This window comes from Paenarthrobacter sp. 10L420, from assembly GCF_056395385.1.
In genome coordinates, this window is sequence record NZ_JBFTJK010000003.1 from 131256 (window position 1) to 149522 (window position 18267).

The 18267-nt window shown below is 61.0% G+C and carries 22 protein-coding genes; 14 read left to right on the forward strand and 8 right to left on the reverse strand.

Annotation, left to right across the window (positions count from 1 at the left end):
- The first annotated feature begins 31 nt into the window (after positions 1-31).
- Both AC1DD5_RS07350 and AC1DD5_RS07355 read left to right on the forward strand, forming a co-directional pair.
- Complete coding sequence (locus AC1DD5_RS07350; protein ID WP_477521034.1) at positions 32-616, forward strand: antibiotic biosynthesis monooxygenase; 585 nt, start codon at positions 32-34, stop codon at positions 614-616.
- 40 nt (positions 617-656) lie between these two features.
- Positions 657-1091: a DoxX family protein gene (locus tag AC1DD5_RS07355; protein WP_477521035.1), complete on the forward strand. Its 435-nt coding sequence runs from the start codon at positions 657-659 to the stop codon at positions 1089-1091.
- A gap of 119 nt (positions 1092-1210) precedes the next feature.
- On the opposite strand, the gene aztD is transcribed toward AC1DD5_RS07355, so the two are convergent.
- Entirely contained in the window at positions 1211-2524 is a 1314-nt protein-coding gene (aztD, locus tag AC1DD5_RS07360) for a zinc metallochaperone AztD (RefSeq protein WP_477521036.1), read from the reverse strand.
- A gap of 135 nt (positions 2525-2659) precedes the next feature.
- Here aztD and AC1DD5_RS07365 point away from each other — a divergent pair, with 135 nt between their 5' ends.
- From AC1DD5_RS07365 to AC1DD5_RS07385, 5 genes are all read left to right on the forward strand, one after another.
- A complete protein-coding gene (locus AC1DD5_RS07365; RefSeq protein WP_477521037.1) occupies positions 2660-3079 on the forward strand; it encodes a MarR family transcriptional regulator in 420 nt (139 codons plus the stop codon).
- A gap of 2 nt (positions 3080-3081) precedes the next feature.
- Complete coding sequence (locus AC1DD5_RS07370) at positions 3082-3426, forward strand: PEP-utilizing enzyme (RefSeq protein WP_477521038.1); 345 nt, start codon at positions 3082-3084, stop codon at positions 3424-3426.
- Positions 3423-3995 (forward strand): hypothetical protein, encoded by a 573-nt coding sequence (locus AC1DD5_RS07375; RefSeq protein WP_477521039.1) that lies wholly within the window; start codon positions 3423-3425, stop codon positions 3993-3995. Before AC1DD5_RS07370 ends, AC1DD5_RS07375 begins: the two co-directional genes overlap by 4 nt.
- Positions 3996-4074: 79 nt before the next feature.
- On the forward strand, positions 4075-5049 hold the full coding sequence (locus AC1DD5_RS07380) for an acyl-CoA thioesterase (protein WP_477521040.1): 975 nt from the start codon (positions 4075-4077) through the stop codon (positions 5047-5049).
- 544 nt (positions 5050-5593) lie between these two features.
- Entirely contained in the window at positions 5594-6196 is a 603-nt protein-coding gene (locus tag AC1DD5_RS07385; RefSeq protein ID WP_477521041.1) for a hypothetical protein, read from the forward strand.
- 46 nt (positions 6197-6242) lie between these two features.
- On the opposite strand, the gene AC1DD5_RS07390 is transcribed toward AC1DD5_RS07385, so the two are convergent.
- Positions 6243-6857 carry a TetR/AcrR family transcriptional regulator gene (locus tag AC1DD5_RS07390; RefSeq protein WP_477521042.1) on the reverse strand — a complete coding sequence of 205 codons (615 nt, stop codon included), beginning with the start codon at positions 6855-6857 and terminating at the stop codon, positions 6243-6245.
- Between the two features lie 77 nt (positions 6858-6934).
- On the opposite strand from AC1DD5_RS07390, the gene AC1DD5_RS07395 reads away from it, so the two are divergent.
- Positions 6935-7423, forward strand: coding sequence for a cupin domain-containing protein (locus AC1DD5_RS07395; RefSeq protein WP_477517512.1), 489 nt, complete (start codon positions 6935-6937; stop codon positions 7421-7423).
- A 22-nt stretch (positions 7424-7445) separates the two neighbouring features.
- Here the strand turns inward: AC1DD5_RS07395 and dnaB are convergent, their stop codons facing one another.
- Entirely contained in the window at positions 7446-8831 is a 1386-nt protein-coding gene (gene dnaB, locus AC1DD5_RS07400) for a replicative DNA helicase (RefSeq protein ID WP_442004906.1), read from the reverse strand.
- A 631-nt stretch (positions 8832-9462) separates the two neighbouring features.
- Here dnaB and AC1DD5_RS07405 point away from each other — a divergent pair.
- Genes AC1DD5_RS07405 through AC1DD5_RS07415 form a run of 3 tightly spaced genes read left to right on the forward strand, consistent with a single transcriptional unit; the run spans position 9463 to position 11053 of the window.
- The gene (locus AC1DD5_RS07405; RefSeq protein WP_442004937.1) at positions 9463-9933 is read left to right on the forward strand and encodes a hypothetical protein; all 471 of its coding nucleotides are present in this window, start codon (positions 9463-9465) and stop codon (positions 9931-9933) included.
- A 7-nt stretch (positions 9934-9940) separates the two neighbouring features.
- Positions 9941-10516, forward strand: a complete 576-nt coding sequence (locus tag AC1DD5_RS07410) for a hypothetical protein (RefSeq protein WP_477517514.1) — start codon at positions 9941-9943, stop codon at positions 10514-10516.
- A 54-nt stretch (positions 10517-10570) separates the two neighbouring features.
- Positions 10571-11053 (forward strand): MepB family protein, encoded by a 483-nt coding sequence (locus tag AC1DD5_RS07415; RefSeq protein ID WP_477521043.1) that lies wholly within the window; start codon positions 10571-10573, stop codon positions 11051-11053.
- Here the strand turns inward: AC1DD5_RS07415 and AC1DD5_RS07420 are convergent.
- The 4 genes from AC1DD5_RS07420 to AC1DD5_RS07435 all read right to left on the reverse strand — a co-directional run bounded on the left by AC1DD5_RS07420 (position 11039) and on the right by AC1DD5_RS07435 (position 13943).
- Positions 11039-11662 (reverse strand): FMN reductase, encoded by a 624-nt coding sequence (locus tag AC1DD5_RS07420; RefSeq protein ID WP_477521132.1) that lies wholly within the window; start codon positions 11660-11662, stop codon positions 11039-11041. The genes AC1DD5_RS07415 and AC1DD5_RS07420 overlap by 15 nt on opposite strands.
- 91 nt (positions 11663-11753) lie before the next feature.
- Positions 11754-12209 (reverse strand): DUF1801 domain-containing protein, encoded by a 456-nt coding sequence (locus AC1DD5_RS07425; protein ID WP_477521044.1) that lies wholly within the window; start codon positions 12207-12209, stop codon positions 11754-11756.
- A 10-nt stretch (positions 12210-12219) separates the two neighbouring features.
- Complete coding sequence (locus AC1DD5_RS07430) at positions 12220-13305, reverse strand: alpha/beta hydrolase (protein ID WP_477521045.1); 1086 nt, start codon at positions 13303-13305, stop codon at positions 12220-12222.
- Between the two features lie 125 nt (positions 13306-13430).
- A complete protein-coding gene (locus tag AC1DD5_RS07435) occupies positions 13431-13943 on the reverse strand; it encodes an N-acetyltransferase family protein (RefSeq protein WP_477521046.1) in 513 nt (170 codons plus the stop codon).
- A 137-nt stretch (positions 13944-14080) separates the two neighbouring features.
- Between AC1DD5_RS07435 and AC1DD5_RS07440 the strand changes: the two genes are divergently transcribed.
- From AC1DD5_RS07440 to AC1DD5_RS07450, 3 genes are read left to right on the forward strand one after another with little or no spacing between them, the layout of a single operon-like run.
- Positions 14081-15514: a GntP family permease gene (locus AC1DD5_RS07440; RefSeq protein WP_477521047.1), complete on the forward strand. Its 1434-nt coding sequence runs from the start codon at positions 14081-14083 to the stop codon at positions 15512-15514.
- A 46-nt stretch (positions 15515-15560) separates the two neighbouring features.
- Entirely contained in the window at positions 15561-16811 is a 1251-nt protein-coding gene (locus tag AC1DD5_RS07445) for a CaiB/BaiF CoA transferase family protein (protein WP_477521048.1), read from the forward strand.
- On the forward strand, positions 16808-17779 hold the full coding sequence (locus AC1DD5_RS07450; RefSeq protein WP_477521049.1) for a beta/alpha barrel domain-containing protein: 972 nt from the start codon (positions 16808-16810) through the stop codon (positions 17777-17779). The genes AC1DD5_RS07445 and AC1DD5_RS07450 overlap by 4 nt, the downstream gene beginning before the upstream one ends.
- Here the strand turns inward: AC1DD5_RS07450 and AC1DD5_RS07455 are convergent.
- On the reverse strand, positions 17776-18228 hold the full coding sequence (locus tag AC1DD5_RS07455; RefSeq protein ID WP_442017202.1) for an SRPBCC family protein: 453 nt from the start codon (positions 18226-18228) through the stop codon (positions 17776-17778). The two genes, AC1DD5_RS07450 and AC1DD5_RS07455, sit on opposite strands and share 4 nt — an antisense overlap.
- Positions 18229-18267 lie beyond the last annotated feature (39 nt).

Genomic DNA, 18267 nt, shown 5'->3' on the forward strand with positions numbered 1-18267 from the left:
AGTCTTCTCGGGGGCGGGTAAATTTGGGGCCGTGTCACACAAGCATCCCGTTACAGTTTCCGTTGCCCGCACCATCCTTCCGGGGTACACCCGACAAGCAAACGCCTGGGCACACGCCGGCCAGGAACTGGCACGGGAGTGGCCCGGATATCTGGGGTCGGGTTGGGTCCGGAATGGCGCTGGCTCAAACGAATGGCACATGCTCTACCGCTTCGCTGATGCTGAAACGCTGCACGGATGGGAGCAGTCTGAAGAGCGACGGTGGTGGATTGATAGCGCCCGGGAAATGATGGAGACCACCCGCGTTGAACGGCGCACAGGAATCGAGGGCTGGTTTTCACAGCCCGGTGACGCCTCTGTGGTCGTCCCCGAAACCGTTGTGCCGCCTCGTTGGAAGCAAGCTATCAGCATCTTCCTGCCTTTCTTCCCACTCAGTCTGTTGGCTAATTTCCTGCTGCACCCCCTGACGCAGGGGTGGCCGCTGGTGTTCCAAGTGCTCCTGAATATCGTCATCCTGACGCCGTTGATGACGTACATCTTCCTGCCGATCACGACGCGCCTTCTGCAGCCATGGCTACAAGCAAGGCCACGTGGGAAAAGTCACGGAACTTCTTAATTGGTTGACTCTTCAACTTATCTGGGCAAAGGTTGAAGCTATGAACAAGTCCAGCCTGAGCACCACAGCCCTGACCGTCCTGCGCGTTATTGCAGGTTTTCTCTTCGCCGCGCACGGTTGGCAGAAGTTCAACGAATTCACCATCGCCGGAACGCAGGCCTCCTTCGCGCAGATGGGTGTCCCCGGCGCTTCCGCGGTAGCCCCAGTGGTTGCAACCCTTGAACTCGTGGGAGGTATCGCGCTGATTATCGGGCTCCTGACCAGGGTCTTCGCAGCCCTCCTCGCCATTGACATGCTCGGCGCACTGTTCCTGGTTCACGCACCGGCTGGCGTCTTCGTCGCCAATGGTGGATACGAGCTGGTTCTGCTCTTCGCCGGCGCCGCCCTGGCCCTCGCTCTTGCTGGTGCCGGCAAGCTCTCCGCCGACAACGCACTCTTCGCCAAGCAGGGATCCAAGCTCCGCGTCCTCGCGTAAGCGCCCTCCTAACCCCAGACGTTCCCTCACATACCAGCCCATTGAGCCGGATGCTCTCTCCCTTTCGTCAGGAAAGTGATAGAACATCCGGCTTTAAGCCGCTGGAAGTGAGAGAGCGTTTAGCCTTCTACACCAGTCAGTTCATTCGGGACATGCTCCAGCGCAGCCGACTTCTTCACTTTGCCCGTCTTCAAGTCCACCGCGTGAATGGTGCTCGTCGCAGGTTCGGTGACGAACGCCGTCGAGCCTTGGACAAACAGCGTGGGACGCGGGTCCTGCCACGTTGTGGATTCTTCCCAAGCGGCGACTACCGGGATCGTCGAGGTCACAGAGCCTGAAATCGGGTCGAGGACACGCAAGGAACCATCAGTTCCGAGCACCAGCGCTTCACCGGCAGGTCCGCGGCCCAGCGAGCGAAAGGAGTAGCTGGTTCCAATATCCACAAGTTGAAGGGTCGCGGTCTCAGTGTTGACCAGCGAAATACGGGTTGGACGTTCCAGCTCAGCCGCCTTGTCCACTTTGTAATCCCCCAGGATTACGGGCGACTTCTCGGAACCCGCCTGATTACCCAGACGTCCGTATGCATCGGGGCTGGCCACCTTGGTAATCACGCCATCCTTGTAAATCAGCATGCCATTCTCGCAACCGACCACCACAGCTTCTCCGGCAGCAACAGCCTCACCATGGACGCCAGGGCAGTCCTCATTGCGGACGATTTCCTGACGCTCTTGGCCCTTACCTGCGGAGAGGATGGCGATTCCGGAGCGGCTTTGCTCATTTCCGAGCGTCACCAGCAACTTGCCGTCTTCAAGTTCGGCTGCCACACCGTGATGCGCTTCCGGCGTTGTGTAGACGTCGGTTGCGGGCAGGGCACCATCCTCGATCGAAGCACCCAATGAGGACGACTTGAAGCTCTCAACCTTGCCTGATCCGTCACTGAACAGGACCGTCTTACCGGCATGACGAACCACGTGACCGGACTTGTCCGCTTCGAACGCCAGTTCGGTCAGCTTGGGCTCCGCGACGTAGTGATGACTGTGGTCACCGTGCGGCTCGGTCCAGGCACCTGCGTCGAACAGGCGGAACGAGTCTCCCGTGGATACAAACACGTGGCGTCCGTCTCCAGCTGGATTCAGTCGGTTGAAACCGGACAGCTCCGCTCCTCCCACAGGCTTGAGGGTGGTGGCGTCCAGGACTCCAATACCGGCGTCGTGCGTGTAAACCAGACGCGGAGTTGGCGCGCCCGCCTCTTTCGGACTGGACTTCTCGCTGCTGGAAGCGGCGGGCTCTGGGCCATTGCCGGCTGACCCTCCAGGGGCTCCGCACGCGGTCAGTAGGAGGGCGGAAAGCCCGACGGCGGCAAGCGGCTTGGCGGGGAACCGGCGTTTCGAGGTGGCTGGGACAGGGGAAATAAGGATGGGATGATGAGGCATGAGTTAAATGATATTGATTCTCATTTGTGTATCAAGTCCAACGCCGACTGTGCTTAGAAGGGCCGCATCAACAGCATGTTGACAACATTATGTTGGTATTCCATGCTTGGGGTCGAAGAAGCGAAGGAGCAGCACATGGAAAACGTCGGAGGCTCCCAGGACGCTGACGAAGCGGAGCAGGAAACCAGCGCCGTCCGGTTGCTCATGGACAGAGGTGGTTCGGACCTGAATGCCCGGCCGTGGCTCGCCCCGGCTCAGCCTCCTTCCGCCATGGACCTGATCCAGCACGTCCTGTGGCGATCCCGGGGTTCCGGTCAGGGCGAAGATGCCAATCCCGCCCCCGTCGAGGTGGCGGATCTACGTGCCGCTCTCGCGCTGGTTGCCGCCGCTCGTGGCGAGATGGACGCCGTCGAAACCGCGCTTCTGTTTCTTGCGCGGGCAGAAGGCCTCACGTGGCCGCAAATTGCAGAGAGCCTCGGGCTCCGCTCCGCCCAGGCCGCACAACAACGACTGGACCGGCTTTCGGATCGACCCAACCCGGCGGGTGGGCGGTGACGATGGCCGTAACACTGACCGGAAGCGCGGCGAGTGCAGGGACCGCCCATGGCACGGCGCGAATCATCGCTGGGCCAGATGACTTCAGCCGTTTCCAGCTTGGCGATGTCTTGGTGTGCCGCACCACGGACCCCGCGTGGACGCCACTTTTCGGAATGGCTGCGGCAGTTGTCACTCAGACTGGCGGAATGTTGTCCCACGCCGCCATCGTCGCCCGTGAGTTCGGCATACCTGCCGTGGTAGGTGTTCGCGACGTTATGACGTTGCTCGCGGACGGAACTTCCCTGACGGTCAACGGCTCCTTGGGCACAATTGCCTGTGCTGCCGTTGCGGAATCAGCCGAATGACCGGCGACTTGTTGTTTACACTCCACGCCGTCCGTCTCCTCGGGTTCGCCGAAACCCAAGCCGTCGCGGATCGATTCAACCGGGATCACAGCCTGGTCGAATCCGAACTCATCGACGCCGGCGTGCTCGGTTTCGTTTCCCGCACTTCCTTTGCGGGTAGCAGCGGATGGGCACTTTCCAACCTGGGGCGGGTCGAGAATGAACGACTCCTCGCAGCTGAGCTGGAGCGTGAAGATGCCCGGCCGCTGGTGATGGTCGTGCACGACGAATTCGTGAACCTCAATCTGACCGTTGTCAGTGCCTGCAGCGCCATCCAACTGCAGCAGGTAGCTGGCACAGCTGCCGCCGGGATCTTGGAGGAGGCGTTGGCTTCCTGGAGTCCGTTGGAAGAACGTCTGGCGGGATTATTGCCACGATTCGCGGGCTACTCCCGGCGGCTGATGGATGCGCTAGAGCACGCCCGGACGGACACAGCTTGGTTCACTGCGACCGACCGTGATTCATTCCATCGGGCATGGTTCGACCTGCATGAGGATCTCATCGCAACCTTGGGAATCCAGCGCGGGTAGGCAGCGGTCGTCCGGTCACCTGGACAGCGGGTCCAGACTTACTCGCGTAACAGAAACATGCCGACAGTAAACTTCCAGCATGAGTGAGACAGCCGGCAATTCCGTGACCCTCCGCTTCCTTGCAGCTCCAATGGACATTGGACACAGCGGCTCGGTCGACGCCGGCACAGTCCTTGAGTGGGTGGACAAGGCCGCGTATGCCGCCGCGGTGGGCTGGGCCAAGTCCTATTGTGTCACCGCCTACGTGGGCAACATTCACTTCACCGATCCGGTGAACAGCGGCGACATGGTGGAGGTAACTTCCACCATCGTCTACACGGGTCGCTCCTCTATGCACATCCACACTGTGGTCAGTTCCCGTGACCCCAAGGGCGGACCGGAGACGATGCACAGCCAGTGCATGGTGATTTTCGTGGCCGTCGGACCTGACGGCAAACCGATTCCCGTGCCGCAATTCGAGCCCTCCACCCCGGAAGAAATCGAGCAAAGGGATCACGCGCTTGCGCGCATTGAAGTTCGTGAACAGATCGTCAATGCGATGAACGCCCAGGAATATACCGACGCCGGGACCGCCGAGCGCGTCATCCTGCGGTTCATGGCGGCCCCCACTGATGTGAACTGGGGCGGCAAGGTCCACGGCGGCATCGTCATGAAATGGATCGACGAAGCCGCCTACGTTTGCGCCTCGCGATACTGCGGCAAGGACACCGTGGCAGTGTTCTCAGGCGGCGTGCGCTTCTACCGTCCGTTGTTGATCGGCCATGTGGTGGAAGTAGAAGCTCGTCTCGTTTACACGGGCGCAAAGGGGATGCACATCGCTGTCCACGTCCGATCCGGTGATCCGAAAACCCGCGAGATGAACTTGACAACGTACTGCCTCACCGTGATGGTGGCCCGGGACGAAACGGGAACGGCGGTGCCCATTCCTGAGTGGGTTCCTGTGTCCGAAGAGGACAAGAAGTTGCATGCCCACGCCCGCGAGTTGTTGGAAATCCGAGGCCGGGCTCCGGGGAATCGGCTGCCGGATCATTTGCTCAAGGCGGCCGGCAACTAGCTGAAACCCCATCACCTCAGGCACGAACACCGGTAAAATTAAGCCTAGAGGTGCATGGAGATGTCTCTGGCTTTTGCTGTTGTCTTAATCATGCTGGGTCTGGCTTCCCTTGCCGCCGCGATAGGCGCGGTGGTGCTGATTATTCGCGACGGCCGAGGGCAAATTCCGCTGGAACCGTCGGTTCGGCCGTGGGTGGCAGGAACCCTCCCAAGTCGCCCATACTCCACGCTCCGTCGCATTTAGCGTGGTGTAGCGCCCGTCCAATGGTGGAAAAGGCTGCCTTCAGGTGGTGGAGGGCCGAGCGCTAAACTGGATCATGACCGGTGCCCGTGCCCGTCTCCTGGCTTGGTTCGTCGCCTTTGCCACCCTTCTCTCGGCCTGTTCGTCCCCGATAGGTGTAGACGAGGCCGCCCCGAATCAACAGACATCATCTTCCACAGCCCAGCCAGTGGCCGGCGGTGTCGCCGGTCCAGCTCAGGGGCCCCCTCAGACAACAGCCCCTACTCCGATTTCGACACCTGCTCCAGTTCCAACGCCTGCAGCGGTGCCTCAGACGTATTCCCTCAACCTGTACCAAGAAGGCGACTTCGTACCGCAGTACACCTTTGATTGGTGCGTCGCAGCGAGCATCCAAATCGCGCATAACCTCGTCGACGATACCGGAGGCGGTACGTGGGCTGGCCGTGCCCAGCAGTCCGAGCTGTGGGAGATGGCGCGAATGCGATCGTCCGACTCCTTCAACGGGGCGAACCCCTTTGGCTGGGCAGCAGTACTGACCGCCGTCGGAATGGGACCCTACGAAGTCGTCAGCATCCCTAACTATGGGGAAGCAGTACGAACTGCGGCACGGGCCATGGCCACTACAGGCCGCCCTGTCGGCCTGGTCATGTGGAGTGGCCGCCACGCCTGGGTGATGAGCGGATTCGAGTCACTCGGGGATCCCTCCCAGTTCCCGGACTTCTCCGTCACGGGAATTCGTGTGCAGGATCCGCTCTATCCCTACGGGAGTGGGCAGTGGGGGCCTTCGCCTGCACCCAACAGCCTGCTGACCCCTGAGCAGCTGGCGACGCAGTTCGTGGTCCGGGAGCCGCGACGCTGGAGCAGCGCGCTCCCCACTGGGTACCTGCTGGTGCTTCCCCGGCCTTGAACAGCCGAAGCCCTGATGAAAACACCCCACTAAATCAAGTGCAGGTCTATACGCGGACCGGGAGCCCGCCGGAGAGCGCATGGGACAACAGGGCCCCTGCCGTCCACCTCATTGAGGCGACGGCTTCCACACGACTAAGCCCGCCGACGTCGATTAGCCAGACGAGGGACTCAATGCCGATGGCGCTGCGTATCGCCAGGACCAATTGATGGATGTCCCGGTCCGTCATTGTCCTTTGCAGTGGGGCAAGCGCTTCGGTGATCCAGCCAATTGCCCTGCCCTGCCGGAGGGGAAGGCTGTTGCCTGCTCCGTTTGACTGCTCAAGCGAAAGCCGCAACATGGTGCGTTGCTGGGCTTCGGTTTCAACAATAATCCGAAGGAACTCCACTACCACTGCGTCCAATCGCTCCGCGACACCCTCGGGAGGAGAGGCCGGAAGCAGTGATGTTCGTGCAGTTTCAGGATGGGCGGCAGCCAGAAGCTCCCGCTGTCCGGAGAAATACCTGTAGGCGGTGCTTCGTGGGATGCCCGCCGCTTGAGCGGCCTCATCCACAGTGGGAGAAACGCCGGACGCGATCAGGGTACGGGCTGCCGCGAGGAGCGCCTCCAGGGTGCGACGCTTTTGACCGGTCCGCCCAACGTCAACGTAGGCTCTTGACATACCCCTCATGGTACATGAGTCTTGTCATGAGACATACGTCTCATAAAGTCTTCCTACAACGCATTGAGGCGAGCACCATGGAGACGAAGAAGGCAGCATCGGCAATCATCCGACAGCCCGGAGAAGGGGCCAAGCGCTGGTTCTTCGGTGGCGGCATCCATACTTGGAAAGCGACGGCTGACGAGACAGCAGGGGCGTTCCTCCTCTTTGAAGACGAAATGTCCCTCAATAAGGTGACGCCGATGCATACGCATCCAGACTCTGACGAGACCATGTACATCTTGGCCGGAGAGATCCTGATGAACATGGACGGTGAGGAGCATCGCGTCGCCGCCGGCGGAGTGACCATTGCGCCCCGCGGCGTGCCACACGCGTTCAAAGTTCTTCAGGACGGAACCCGCGTTTTATGCCTCCACACACCCGGCAGCTCGCAGGCGTTTTACGACGGCGCCAGCGAACCTCTTCGCACGGAAGACGAGGCTCAGGCGGTGGACTTCGACCGGATTCGAGAATCCGGTCGGGTAAATGGCGGCATCGAAATCGTTGGCCCTCCCCCGTTCGCGTAGGCCGGGCCCTGAGGCTGAAGGGTTAGAACCCGCCCCCACCACCAGAATCGCCGGCCATGTTCGCGAAGCGCGAGTAGTGGCCCTGGAACGCGACAACAATGTCTTTGGTGGGACCGTTACGGTGCTTGGCGATGAGGATGTCAGCCTCGCCGGCTCGCGGCGATTCTTTGTCGTACACGTCTTCACGGTGGAGCAGGATGACCATGTCGGCGTCCTGCTCGATGGAACCCGATTCACGGAGGTCGGACACCATGGGACGCTTGTCCTGGCGCTGCTCGGAACCACGGTTCAGCTGTGACAGTGCAATGACGGGAACCTGAAGTTCCTTGGCGAGCAGCTTGAGGGCACGCGAGAACTCGGAGACTTCCTGCTGGCGGGACTCAACCTTTTTACCGGAGCTCATCAGCTGGAGGTAGTCCAGGATCACGAGCTTGAGGTCATGCTGCTGCTTCAGCCGGCGGCACTTTGCCCTGATTTCCATGAGTGACATGTTGGGGCTGTCATCGATGAAAAGCGGGGCGTCGTTCATGCGGCCCATCGTGGTGGCAATCTTGGACCATTGCTCGTCCTTGATGGTGCCCTTACGAAGGTCCTGCAGCCCGATGGTTGCCTCCGCCGAAAGCAAACGCATGGCGATCTCGTTCCGGCCCATTTCCAGGGAGAACATGACCGTGGCCAGATTGTTCTTGATGGCGGCGGAGCGGGCGAAGTCCAGCGCGAATGTGGACTTACCGACAGCAGGACGGGCAGCGATAACAATCATCTGGCCGGGGTGGAGGCCGTGGGTCAGCTCGTCGAGTTCGTAGAATCCGGTGGGAACGCCAACCATGCCCTCGCCGCGGTGCCCGGAAGCTTCAATCTCGTCCACGGTGGACTCCATGACGTCCTTCAACGCCACGTAGTCTTCGGCAGTGCGCTTTTCTGCAACCGCATAGACTTCGGCCTGTGCCTGGTTGACGAGGTCTTCCACCTCGCCGTCCTGGCCATAGCCCATCTGGACAATCTTGGTGCCTGCGTTCACGAGGCGGCGCAACACTGCGCGCTCTGCCACGATCTCGGCGTAGTAGCCGGCGTTGGCTGCCGTAGGCACAGTTTGGATGAGCTCGTGCAGGTAGGCAGGTCCGCCGATCCTGTTGATCTCACCTCGCTTGGTCAGTTCATCGGAAACCGTTACAGCGTCGGCAGGTTCGCCGCGGCCATAGAGATCAATGATGGACTCGTAAATCGTCTCGTGAGCCGGACGGTAGAAGTCATGACCACGGACGATTTCCACGACATCGGCAATGGCATCCTTGGACAACATCATGCCGCCCAAGACTGACTGCTCAGCGGGGATATCCTGCGGAGGTTTCCGGCTCGAGTCCGAAGCGCGTGTGCCCTCGATTGAGTCCAAGTGCGTAACTGACAAAGCCGTCCTCCATTTGTGTACCGCTGCAGAGAGTTAATCCCTCAGTGGTGCGTAAAGCGCAGGTGAACCTGGGATGGATTGCCCGAGCCTCCGGACCAGCCGAGTGCTCCTGTTATATCCATGGGGGTCCGACAATTTTCGGCTTTCCCCAATTTCCACAACTTATCCACAGAAGTCTCCCCAAGCATGTTTGCGCGCGGCTGCTTGAAGGTCACTGAGAGGGCAAATTCCATACTGAAACAGGTACCCGAGCCACGTTAGCGGTGTGCAGTCCGGGCGCAAAGTCCGCCGTCAAGTGCACATGTGGATAACCTGTGGAATACCATCCCCACGTTGTGCACAGTCTGTGCGTTACCCTGTGGATAGAGAAATTCTTTTTGCAGTAACTACGGTCTGACCTGCGGAAACATTCATCACAGGCTGTGGAGCAAAGAAAGTTTTGGTGGAAAACCATCCACAGACCCAGCTGATCTGGTTGGTCATCAGGGCCTCAAATCCATGCTAAACATGCCGCAAATGTGATGCATCTTACAAAGCAGGCCTTAATTTGACACTGCCCTCTCAGAAGTCTATGCCGAGACTGGAATGTGCTGTGGATAACCAAGTTCTGGCATAAGCTCTAAGCATGGGGATGAACTTTGGTGACGTGCTGATGATTGCCCTTCCGCTAATTGTCCTCGTGGGCCTGCTGTGGGCGCTTTCAGCGGCCTTCAAACCGCGCGATACAGGCCTTTCTGATGCCGAGCGCTATCAACACGAACTTGCGGCCCGTTCCGCAGCGCACCAAGCCTCGCAAGTTCAGGCTGCACTTGCTGCCAGGGCCAAGATCGAGGCTTCCACCAAGCCAAGCCAGAACGAGGCCCAGCACACCCAGCAGACAGAGCAAAGCCGGGCCGCTCATCAGGCCCAAATCGCCAGGACGGCAGGTACACCAGCGGGGCACCAGCCTGCGGTGCTCCCCAATGGACAGCTGAATCCGCAGCTCGCCTTTGAGTTGCAGAACCTGGTCCGTGGCGGGCGCAAGATAGAAGCCATCAAGGTCTTCCGCCAGGCCACCCATTCAGACTTACTCACTGCTAAGAACTACGTAGATCGGCTCTGACGACGCCATGGATTCCTTGTTTGTCCCGCTCGTGATTTTGATCGCGGTCATTGCGGGCGTATTGCTGCTGATGCGTTCCTTTAGCAAGCGTTCGGCCGAGACAAAGGCTGATGTAGCTGCAGCCAACTCCCCCAAGGATCCGGTTCAGCTGGCCAAAGAATCCGCGGCGAAGCTGAATGAGGAACAGCACAGGCGGCTCTACTCGCTCATTGCCCAGGGTCAGGGCATGGCAGCGATCAAACTGTATCTGCAGGCCACTGGTGAGGGGCTACGGGCGTCGCGCGACGCCGTCGGCGCTCTGGCCGCCCACCCGCAGCCCTTCACGCCAGAGGCGCAGCCCAAGGATCTCTTGTCGGACGACGACGACGAGCCCGAGCGCTTCCCGTATCGGTACCGGGCGATCGTCAGCAAGGGCGATGTGACGCGCGAGGTGAGCAGCAACATGCTCAACGACGAGATCTACGGACGAATCCGGACCCTGGCAAAGAGCGGTGATGTGGAGGGTGCAGCTCTGGCCCTGACACGCCACTCGGACATCACCATCAAACAGGCCCGTGAATTCATCGAGCTCCTGGACGACTGAGCGCGACTAAAAGTCGAAATTCGAAATGTTGGTGCATCCATGCATACTGAACGGATGATCCCTCCGGAGCTGGTCGAAGCACAGCGGCTCATCAAACTGCTGGGGAGGGAGTGCTCCCAACCCACCCCCGAGGCCGACAACGCAGAGTACGGAGCCGCTATCGCCATCAGTGGCAGGGCGTCCATTCGGTTCCGGGTCGGCAAGCTCACGCCGACGAAGGTGGGTCTGTTCGTGGCTGTGTGGCGGCGATCGGCCGACGGAGGCACGGAACCTTTCCCCGCGGACCACCCTTCCGCCGACGACTCGGACACCCTGGTGATCTCAGTAAGGAAAGGGGCGAAGTCCGGTCACTTCGTGTTTCCACTGTCAGCCCTGATCAGCCACGGCATAGTTTCCGTCGGCGGCACCGGTGGGAAGCGTGGTTTCCGCGTTTATCCCCCGTGGTCCCTTACGTCGAGTCGCCAGGCGCGAAAGACACAGGAGTGGCAATGCGCCTACTTCCACGACTCCAATGACATTGGATTACCTGCCAGCTGAAATACCGGCCAGCAGCTGTTCGAATGGCAGTGACTCCAAGGTTGGGGCCTTGCGCCCAGGCTGGGGGCCGCTGAGCAGTTGCACGAGTTCACCGGCAGCCCGGTCTACGCGGGCCGACAGGGGCGAGCCGCCGTCGTCGTTTCCCCAGTCCTGGGGCCCGGCGAAGACGCCGGTAGACGCAACCCGAGTCCGCAGGTAGCTGAACAGTGGACGCATGGCGTAGTCCAGGACCATCTGGTGGCGGTCGGTACCGCCGGTGGCGCCAAGCAGTACGGCCTTGCCGTCGAGGGACTTGGGGTCCAGGACGTCGATGAAGGACTTGAAGAGGCCACTGTAGGACGCGCTGAAAACAGGGCTGACGGCGATGATACCGTCGGAATCCTCGACGCCGGCAATCACCTCTGCGAGGCGCGGAGCGGCGTAACCGGTGACGAAGTTGTTGGCGATGTCCACGGCCAGGTCTCGAAGTTCGACGACGTCGATCCTCGCTTCGTAGCCTGCCGCCCGCAGCTGCCGCTCGGCGGAGGCCGCCAACTGGTCGGCCAGCAGACGGCTCGACGACGGGACGCCGAGTCCGGCGGAAAGGACTGTGATGCGGCGGGTTTCCATGGCATTCTCCTGTTGCTCGTTCATTCCCAGCATACATGCATATGCATCTAAATGAGTGAACGGGGGAGCATCACAAACTATTCCCACACGGTCAGCGCTTCTTTCCTCCAACACCCGGGACGACCGTGACCTGTTTCATCCAGGTCGCAATTTGGTCTTCGTCGATGTCGTCAACGGATTCGAGCTCCACACCCCGCGTCGCTTTGCCCATTCCCACAGGCGTCACCGGCGGCACGGGCTGGAGTGTCACGCCATTGATAAACATGAGTTTGACGTGGCCAGCGAAGCCACCGCAGCTGAAGCACCAGCCGTCGCCGACGCCGTAATACGCCATGCCCCATTTCACGGAGCGCTGGAGCCCCGGTAGTGTCTTGGCCGCCAGCGCATCAATGGCTTCGGCGACGCCACGCTGAGGCTGCGGAAGGCTGGCAATGTAGGCAAAGACAGGCCCGTCACCAACTGCGGCCTTCGCAGGGCTTGCCCTGCCGGTCATGGCTTCCGGCAGGGAGAAGGCTCCGGCCTCGATATGTTCTTCCGAGTGTTCCACGGCCTTTCCCTCACTTCGACTTGGAGGCATACGTGGACAGGAAGTCGAAGGTCTTGTCCCTCGCATCGCGCGCCTCGGGGAAGTTCAAGTGGAACTGGTACTCATGCGGCAGCTCGGGGTCGTGATCCGCAGCCCAAAACAATTCGGTCACCGGAACACCCGCTTCCTTCAGGCGATTGCTGTAGGGAACCGACTGAAGCCACGTCAGACCATCGCCGTTGCCGCCACTGATGAAGGTCGGCGGGAAATCCTTGGTCACGAAATCGATGGTGGACATGGTGCTGCCCGCATATGTGGAGGACCAGTCCTTAGTTCCCGTATATGCCCACAGCGAGGTTTTGAAGCCCCACGCAACCAGGCCATTGAGGTCCGCCATCGCCCGGAGATCGTAGACTCCGCAATGCAGGATGGTGGCGGCAAGGTCCGATTTCTGGAGCGCGGGTTTGATCCCCATCAGGTTGGCGTACTCGGGATTAACAGTGAGAGTGGTCATTTGGCTGGCCAACTGCGCTCCTGCAGAATCGCCGGCCAGGACAATCCGCGTGGTGTCCACATTCAATTCAATAGCGTGCGCCTTGATATAAGCAAGGGCATCGTTGATGTCCCGTACTGCCGTGGGATAGACGGCCTCCGGTGCGATCGGGTAGCTCATCCCAATGGTCGTGTATCCCTCAGCGGCAAGAATCCGAAGATATGGTTCCACATCGCCTTGAGCCCCGGAGATCCACGCGCCGCCGTGAATCCAGACGATGGTGGGGAGCGGAGAAGTGGTCCCCGCAGGGCTGAAAACGTTAAAGGCGGAGCCGGGCTTGTAAACGACACCGGAGCGCTCCTGCAAAGGAGTGTCCGGGACATACGGCGTCATCTCATCGATAGTGGACTGAGCTCCGCGTTCAAAAACGCTGCGAATTAACATGGCGGACGGCCAGGGAGTAGCGGAAACGGCTAGGAGGATGATCAGGACCAGGATGATGGCCAGGTCCAGTTTCCTCAGGCGGGAAGGGCGCCGTCGTTTGGCCCGCAAAGCCGCACGGGAGCCTGAGCCTAAGGGGGAATCGCCTCCCGCCGCTGTTCGGGCTGATGCCGCGCCAGTCATGCTGGCTTGAGTCGATTCCAGTGGCCCCATTACACACTCCCCCAGTCGGTGTACCTGGGGACCATGCTAAGCCGTCAGACCTGCATCACGAAGGCCAGGCACTGAAATCGCCCGCGTCGCCCTTCTTAGGCCTTCGGACGCGACGCCTTGAGCAGCAGTCCCTCACCGCCGTCGAACGTTACCGTGTGAAATCCGGGGCCGCGGGCCACCTCCTCAAAGCCCCAGCGCTGGTGGAGGGCGAGCGACGCCTGATTACGGGAATTGACCACGTACCACGCCGTATCCGCCCGCTCCCAGATCCACTCCAGCCTCGCCTCCGTCAGCGCTGCCGCCACCCCTTGGCGACGAAAATGCGGAGCAACAGTGATTCCGCCGAGGTAATGGCCAGCCGGCGCGTGTCCGTCGGAATCGTCCCAATAGTGCGTTTTGGACCAACCCACGACGGCGGAACCTCCATCCCGGGGCATGTCCGGTGGCGCTTCAGCCACCAGGACCAGCCGATGCAAATCCATGATCGCGGCTGTGATTCCTTCTCCGAACTTGCCGGCAGCGGCCAGGGATGTTCGCCCGGCGGTGAGCTCTACTTCCGTGATACCAAGCACGTCATCCTCGCTGGCGGGACGTATAAGGAGAGGCATTGGGCCAGTCTAATTTGTCGCAGGGGCTTGCAATATGAGTTCAAACTCATAATATGGGATTAGTGATGTGGCCTGTCTCACGCGGCGCGCATCAATTCCAAGCCTTCAAAGTGGAAGGCCCAACGATCGGATTCCCCATGTCAGACATTGCTGTTCTGATCAACACAGCTGTAGCGGTCCTGGCCGCCGTCGTGCTGATCGTCCGCTTCAGAGTCAACCCTGTCATTTCGCTGGTCATCGCCTCCGTGTATTTAGGCCTGGCCGTCGGCCTCGGTGTCGAAGAGACCGTCAAGACCATCACGTCCGGCTTCGGCGAGATCATGGTCGATGTTGGCCTGCTCATCGCTTTCGGCGTTTTAATGGGCTCCATCCTCAATCAGAGCGGGGCTATCCGGCGCCTCGTGGAACATCTCCTCAAGACCTTCGGCCCAAAACGCCTGCCATACACGATGGGTCTGGCGATAGGCACGCTCCTCCAGTCCATCTTCCTGGATGTCCTCCTGGTTATCTCAGCCCCGCTTGCCCGTAAGCTGGCTCCCAAAATCGGAAAACTGGGAACGGCACGCATGGCAACCGCCATGGCTATCGCACTGGAATGCGGCATTGTCTTTACCGTGCCCGGTGTGGCTTCGCTGGCTTTGGCCGGCCTCCTCAACGTCCCGCTCGGCAAAATGTTGCTCTTCGGCCTGCTGCTGGTGATTCCCACCATCGTCATTTCCATTGCCATCATGACGTTCCTCTTCCGCCGCGGTTTCTGGAATGAAGCCAAGGACGAGGACCACACCTTCGTGGCGGAGGAAGACAGCGAGGGCGAGGAAGCCACAAGCGGCTCCCTCCCCGGAACAGATACCGCCAGCAACGGCGGCGCCGGCGCCAACACCCAGCCAATCAAGGGCGCAGTGGTTGTTGCCGAACGCGAGAGCAAAGAGAAACCGCTGATCATGCTGTTTGCCCCGCTCCTGACTTCACTGATCCTCATCGGCGCGGGCGCCATCCTCCAGATTTTCAAGATCGATCTCCCTTGGCTCCAGCTGCTTGGCGAACCCGTCATCGCTCTTCTCATCGGGCTGATCGGCACGTGCCTTGTAACCCGTGCATCCATTGGCCAGAAAAAAGTTGAAGAGGCCATCGCCGTCGGTTTCAAGGAAAGCGGCCAGATCCTGATCCTCACCGGCGTGGGCGGATCCCTGGCGGCCACCGTAAAGGCCGCTGGTCTCGGCGACATCCTTGGTGGCTTCTTCTCAGCGAGCACCGTAGCCCCCTTACTGGTGGTCTGGGCCATCGCCGCAGTGCTGCACATCGCCGTCGGCTCCGTCACCCTGTCCGCCATTACGGCAGCCGGGCTGCTGGCACCCATCGCGCCCGCGATTGGACTTGATCCCGTGCTGCTGGCCCTCGCCGCCGGCGCCGGCTCGCTCTTCATGGTTCACGTCACCAGCAACACGTTCTGGCTCCTGCAGTCCCTTTTGGGCCAGAGTGTGAGGGGTGCATTGAAATCGGTCACGGTGGGAGTGTCAGTCGCCTCCGTGGTCGCGATCCTGCTCATCCTGCCCATGAGCCTGCTGTTCTGAACGCCCGTCGACCGTCCCATCACCAAAGCACGCACGAGAGAAGACCATGACACACGAAACAATCGCCCCGCTGGACGGCGTCCGAGTCCTCGAACTCGGCAATTACATTGCCGCTCCCACGGCTGGCAGGCTGCTGGCCGATTTCGGCGCCGAAGTCATAAAGGTCGAGCGTCCAGGCACCGGCGACGAGCTCCGCAACTGGCGCCTCCACAAGGGCAACACCTCCATGCTCTACCGCACGCTGAACCGCAACAAGAAGTCCGTGGTCCTGGACCTCCGCACCGAGGCCGGCAAGCAGGCTGTCCTGGCCTTGGTTGCCAAGTCGGACATCCTGCTTGAGAACTTCCGCCCCGGAACGCTGGAGAAGTGGGGCCTCGGACCGGAAGTCCTCAACGAAGCCAATCCGGACCTCATCGTCACCCGCATCTCTGCCTTTGGACAGACCGGGCCCCTGTCCGAGCGGCCGGGGTTTGCCGCCGTCGCCGAGGCCTTTAGCGGTTTCCGCAATCTGGTGGGGGATCCGGACCGCGCTCCGGTGCGCGTGGGCGTCTCCATCGGAGACTCGATCGCGGGGCTTTACGCCGCCTTCGGCTCCATGATGAGCCTGTACCAACGTGAAGCACGACGCCGAAGCTCGGCTGGCGCTGTTCCCCTCGCCGAGCGCATCATCGACGTCGCGCTGAACGAAGCGATGTTTTCCATGATGGAATCGCTGATTCCTGACTATCAGGCTTACGGCGTGGACCGGCAGCGCGTGGGCGGCCGGATGGAGGGTATTGCGCCCTCGAATGCGTACGTGTGTAAGGACGGTGCCAGCATTGTGGTCGCCGGCAATGGCGACTCGATTTTCCAGCGGTACATGCAGACCATCGGCCGGCCGGACTTGGCGGAGGACCCAGCGCTGCAGACAAATGCCGGGCGCTGGGCGAGCCGCGAGGAACTGGACCAAGCAATCGGCGAGTGGACCGGCCAGCTGACCGCCTCTGAAGCATTGGCAGCCTTGGAGGACGCAGGAGTTCCAGCTGGTCCCATCTACACCGCCGCGGACATCAGCACGGACAGCCAGTATGCGGCCCGCAACATGATCCAGAAGTTCGACGTTTCCACTGGCGAGGAGATCCTCCCAGGAGTAGGTTTCCCGGGCATCGTTCCCGTGATTGGGGAGCAGTCCCTGCCCATCCGCAACCTGGGACCGGATCTCGGCGAAAACACTGAAGAAATCCTTGGCGGGCTCCTTCACATGGATGCAGCGCAAATCAATGCGGCTTCCGGCCGCGAGGAGGCTCTCCGACCATGAACGGCTTTGAAAGCACCGACGCCACAACGCTTGGAAACACCTTGGGCAGCATCATCCTGAGGGACGTCACTCTGCGGGACGGGCTGCAGCTCACCGGAAAACTCCTGCCAACGGAGCAAAAGATCGAAACAGTCCGTGAGCTGCTGCGCCTGGGCGTCCCAGCGATCGAGCTCGGATCCATGGCGCGCGCGGACCTCGTCCCCACCATGGCCAACACTCTGGAAGTGGTCCAGGCCCTCACGCCCGAGGAACTCGAAAAGTGCTGGATCTGGGTAGCGACACCTGGCCACGTTGCCAAGGCATCAGCTGCAGGCGCGCGGAATTTCCAGTACTGCCTGTCTGCTTCGGATTCACACAACAAGGCGAACATCGGCCGGACCACGGACGAGAGCCTGGCCGCTTTGCCTGAGGCCATTGAGTACGCGCGTGCAGTGAATGGCCAGATTCAGTTGTGCATCGCGACGTCCTTCACCTGTCCTTTCGAAGGCTACGTTCCGGAGGAGCGCATCCTGGCTATCGCCAACGATCCGCGGGCCGAAGGCACCACGGACATCGTCATCTGCGACACCTTGGGGCAGGCCGTTCCTGCCCAGGTGTCCAGCCTGATCATGCGTGTGCGGGATGAATCTCCTGCCCGCCGGATCGTCTATCACGGGCACGACACCTGGGGCTTGGGCGTGGCCAACACGCTCGCGGCAATCCAAGCGGGCGCAGCAATGGTGGACGGCGCTTTGGGCGGTCTGGGCGGTTGCCCCTTCGCACCCGGCGCCAGCGGCAACACTTCCAGCGAGGACATCCTGTTTGCGACACGTCCCGAATGGCTGACACCGGATGTCTTTGGCCAACTGGTGGTCCTGTCCGAAAAGCTGCTGGCAGAGCTGGGCGAACCCAACCGTTCAAAGGCAGCCCAAGGCGCCCGCTCCCGGGCTGCAGCCTTTGACTGGGTCATCCCCTCCCCGGCCGTTTAGAAGCTAGGCTTCCCCGCTCCGCCGGCCGCCATCAGCTCCAGCCGCCGCAGAGTTTCGCGGTTGCGGACGGTAATCATTGGATCCCTAAGTACCTTTGGCACCACCTTGCCGGGGCCCCGGATCGCGTCTTCGGCCATGGACACCCGGCACTGGTTGCCACCCAGGTCCTCCAAGGTGATGCGGACCTTTGCTTCACCTACGGGCCAGCCACGGGCCAGGAGTTCCAGGCTCCGGCCAGGCTCGACGGCGGTGACACTCGTGCTGTCGTTGAGGAGGAGCGGCCACGATCCCACGGAGTGATGGAGCTTGGATCCGACCTGTGGCCACTGGTCGTCCACAGCACGAATTCTTGATGCACCCACCACCCACCCGGAGTAAAGCCAACCGTCAGCGATGACATTCCAGACGTCGGCGGCAGAAGACTTGAACAGCTGCGTAACGGTGGACATGGAGTTCCCTTCTATGTGCCTTCGGCATCTGTGGTGGGG

Bases quoted from the DNA above. Each gene is read 5' to 3' on its own strand.
- AC1DD5_RS07355 (WP_477521035.1), top strand. From the start codon at position 657: ATGAACAAGTCCAGCCTGAGCACCACAGCCCTGACCGTCCTGCGCGTT.
- aztD (WP_477521036.1), bottom strand. From the start codon at position 2,524: ATGCCTCATCATCCCATCCTTATTTCCCCTGTCCCAGCCACCTCGAAA.
- AC1DD5_RS07365 (WP_477521037.1), top strand. From the start codon at position 2,660: ATGGAAAACGTCGGAGGCTCCCAGGACGCTGACGAAGCGGAGCAGGAA.
- AC1DD5_RS07370 (WP_477521038.1), top strand. From the start codon at position 3,082: ATGGCCGTAACACTGACCGGAAGCGCGGCGAGTGCAGGGACCGCCCAT.
- AC1DD5_RS07375 (WP_477521039.1), top strand. From the start codon at position 3,423: ATGACCGGCGACTTGTTGTTTACACTCCACGCCGTCCGTCTCCTCGGG.
- AC1DD5_RS07380 (WP_477521040.1), top strand. From the start codon at position 4,075: ATGAGTGAGACAGCCGGCAATTCCGTGACCCTCCGCTTCCTTGCAGCT.
- AC1DD5_RS07390 (WP_477521042.1), bottom strand. From the start codon at position 6,857: ATGTCAAGAGCCTACGTTGACGTTGGGCGGACCGGTCAAAAGCGTCGC.
- AC1DD5_RS07395 (WP_477517512.1), top strand. From the start codon at position 6,935: ATGGAGACGAAGAAGGCAGCATCGGCAATCATCCGACAGCCCGGAGAA.
- AC1DD5_RS07405 (WP_442004937.1), top strand. From the start codon at position 9,463: ATGAACTTTGGTGACGTGCTGATGATTGCCCTTCCGCTAATTGTCCTC.
- AC1DD5_RS07410 (WP_477517514.1), top strand. From the start codon at position 9,941: ATGGATTCCTTGTTTGTCCCGCTCGTGATTTTGATCGCGGTCATTGCG.
- AC1DD5_RS07415 (WP_477521043.1), top strand. From the start codon at position 10,571: ATGATCCCTCCGGAGCTGGTCGAAGCACAGCGGCTCATCAAACTGCTG.
- AC1DD5_RS07420 (WP_477521132.1), bottom strand. From the start codon at position 11,662: ATGGAAACCCGCCGCATCACAGTCCTTTCCGCCGGACTCGGCGTCCCG.
- AC1DD5_RS07430 (WP_477521045.1), bottom strand. From the start codon at position 13,305: ATGACTGGCGCGGCATCAGCCCGAACAGCGGCGGGAGGCGATTCCCCC.
- AC1DD5_RS07435 (WP_477521046.1), bottom strand. From the start codon at position 13,943: ATGCCTCTCCTTATACGTCCCGCCAGCGAGGATGACGTGCTTGGTATC.
- AC1DD5_RS07440 (WP_477521047.1), top strand. From the start codon at position 14,081: ATGTCAGACATTGCTGTTCTGATCAACACAGCTGTAGCGGTCCTGGCC.
- AC1DD5_RS07445 (WP_477521048.1), top strand. From the start codon at position 15,561: ATGACACACGAAACAATCGCCCCGCTGGACGGCGTCCGAGTCCTCGAA.
- AC1DD5_RS07450 (WP_477521049.1), top strand. From the start codon at position 16,808: ATGAACGGCTTTGAAAGCACCGACGCCACAACGCTTGGAAACACCTTG.
- AC1DD5_RS07455 (WP_442017202.1), bottom strand. From the start codon at position 18,228: ATGTCCACCGTTACGCAGCTGTTCAAGTCTTCTGCCGCCGACGTCTGG.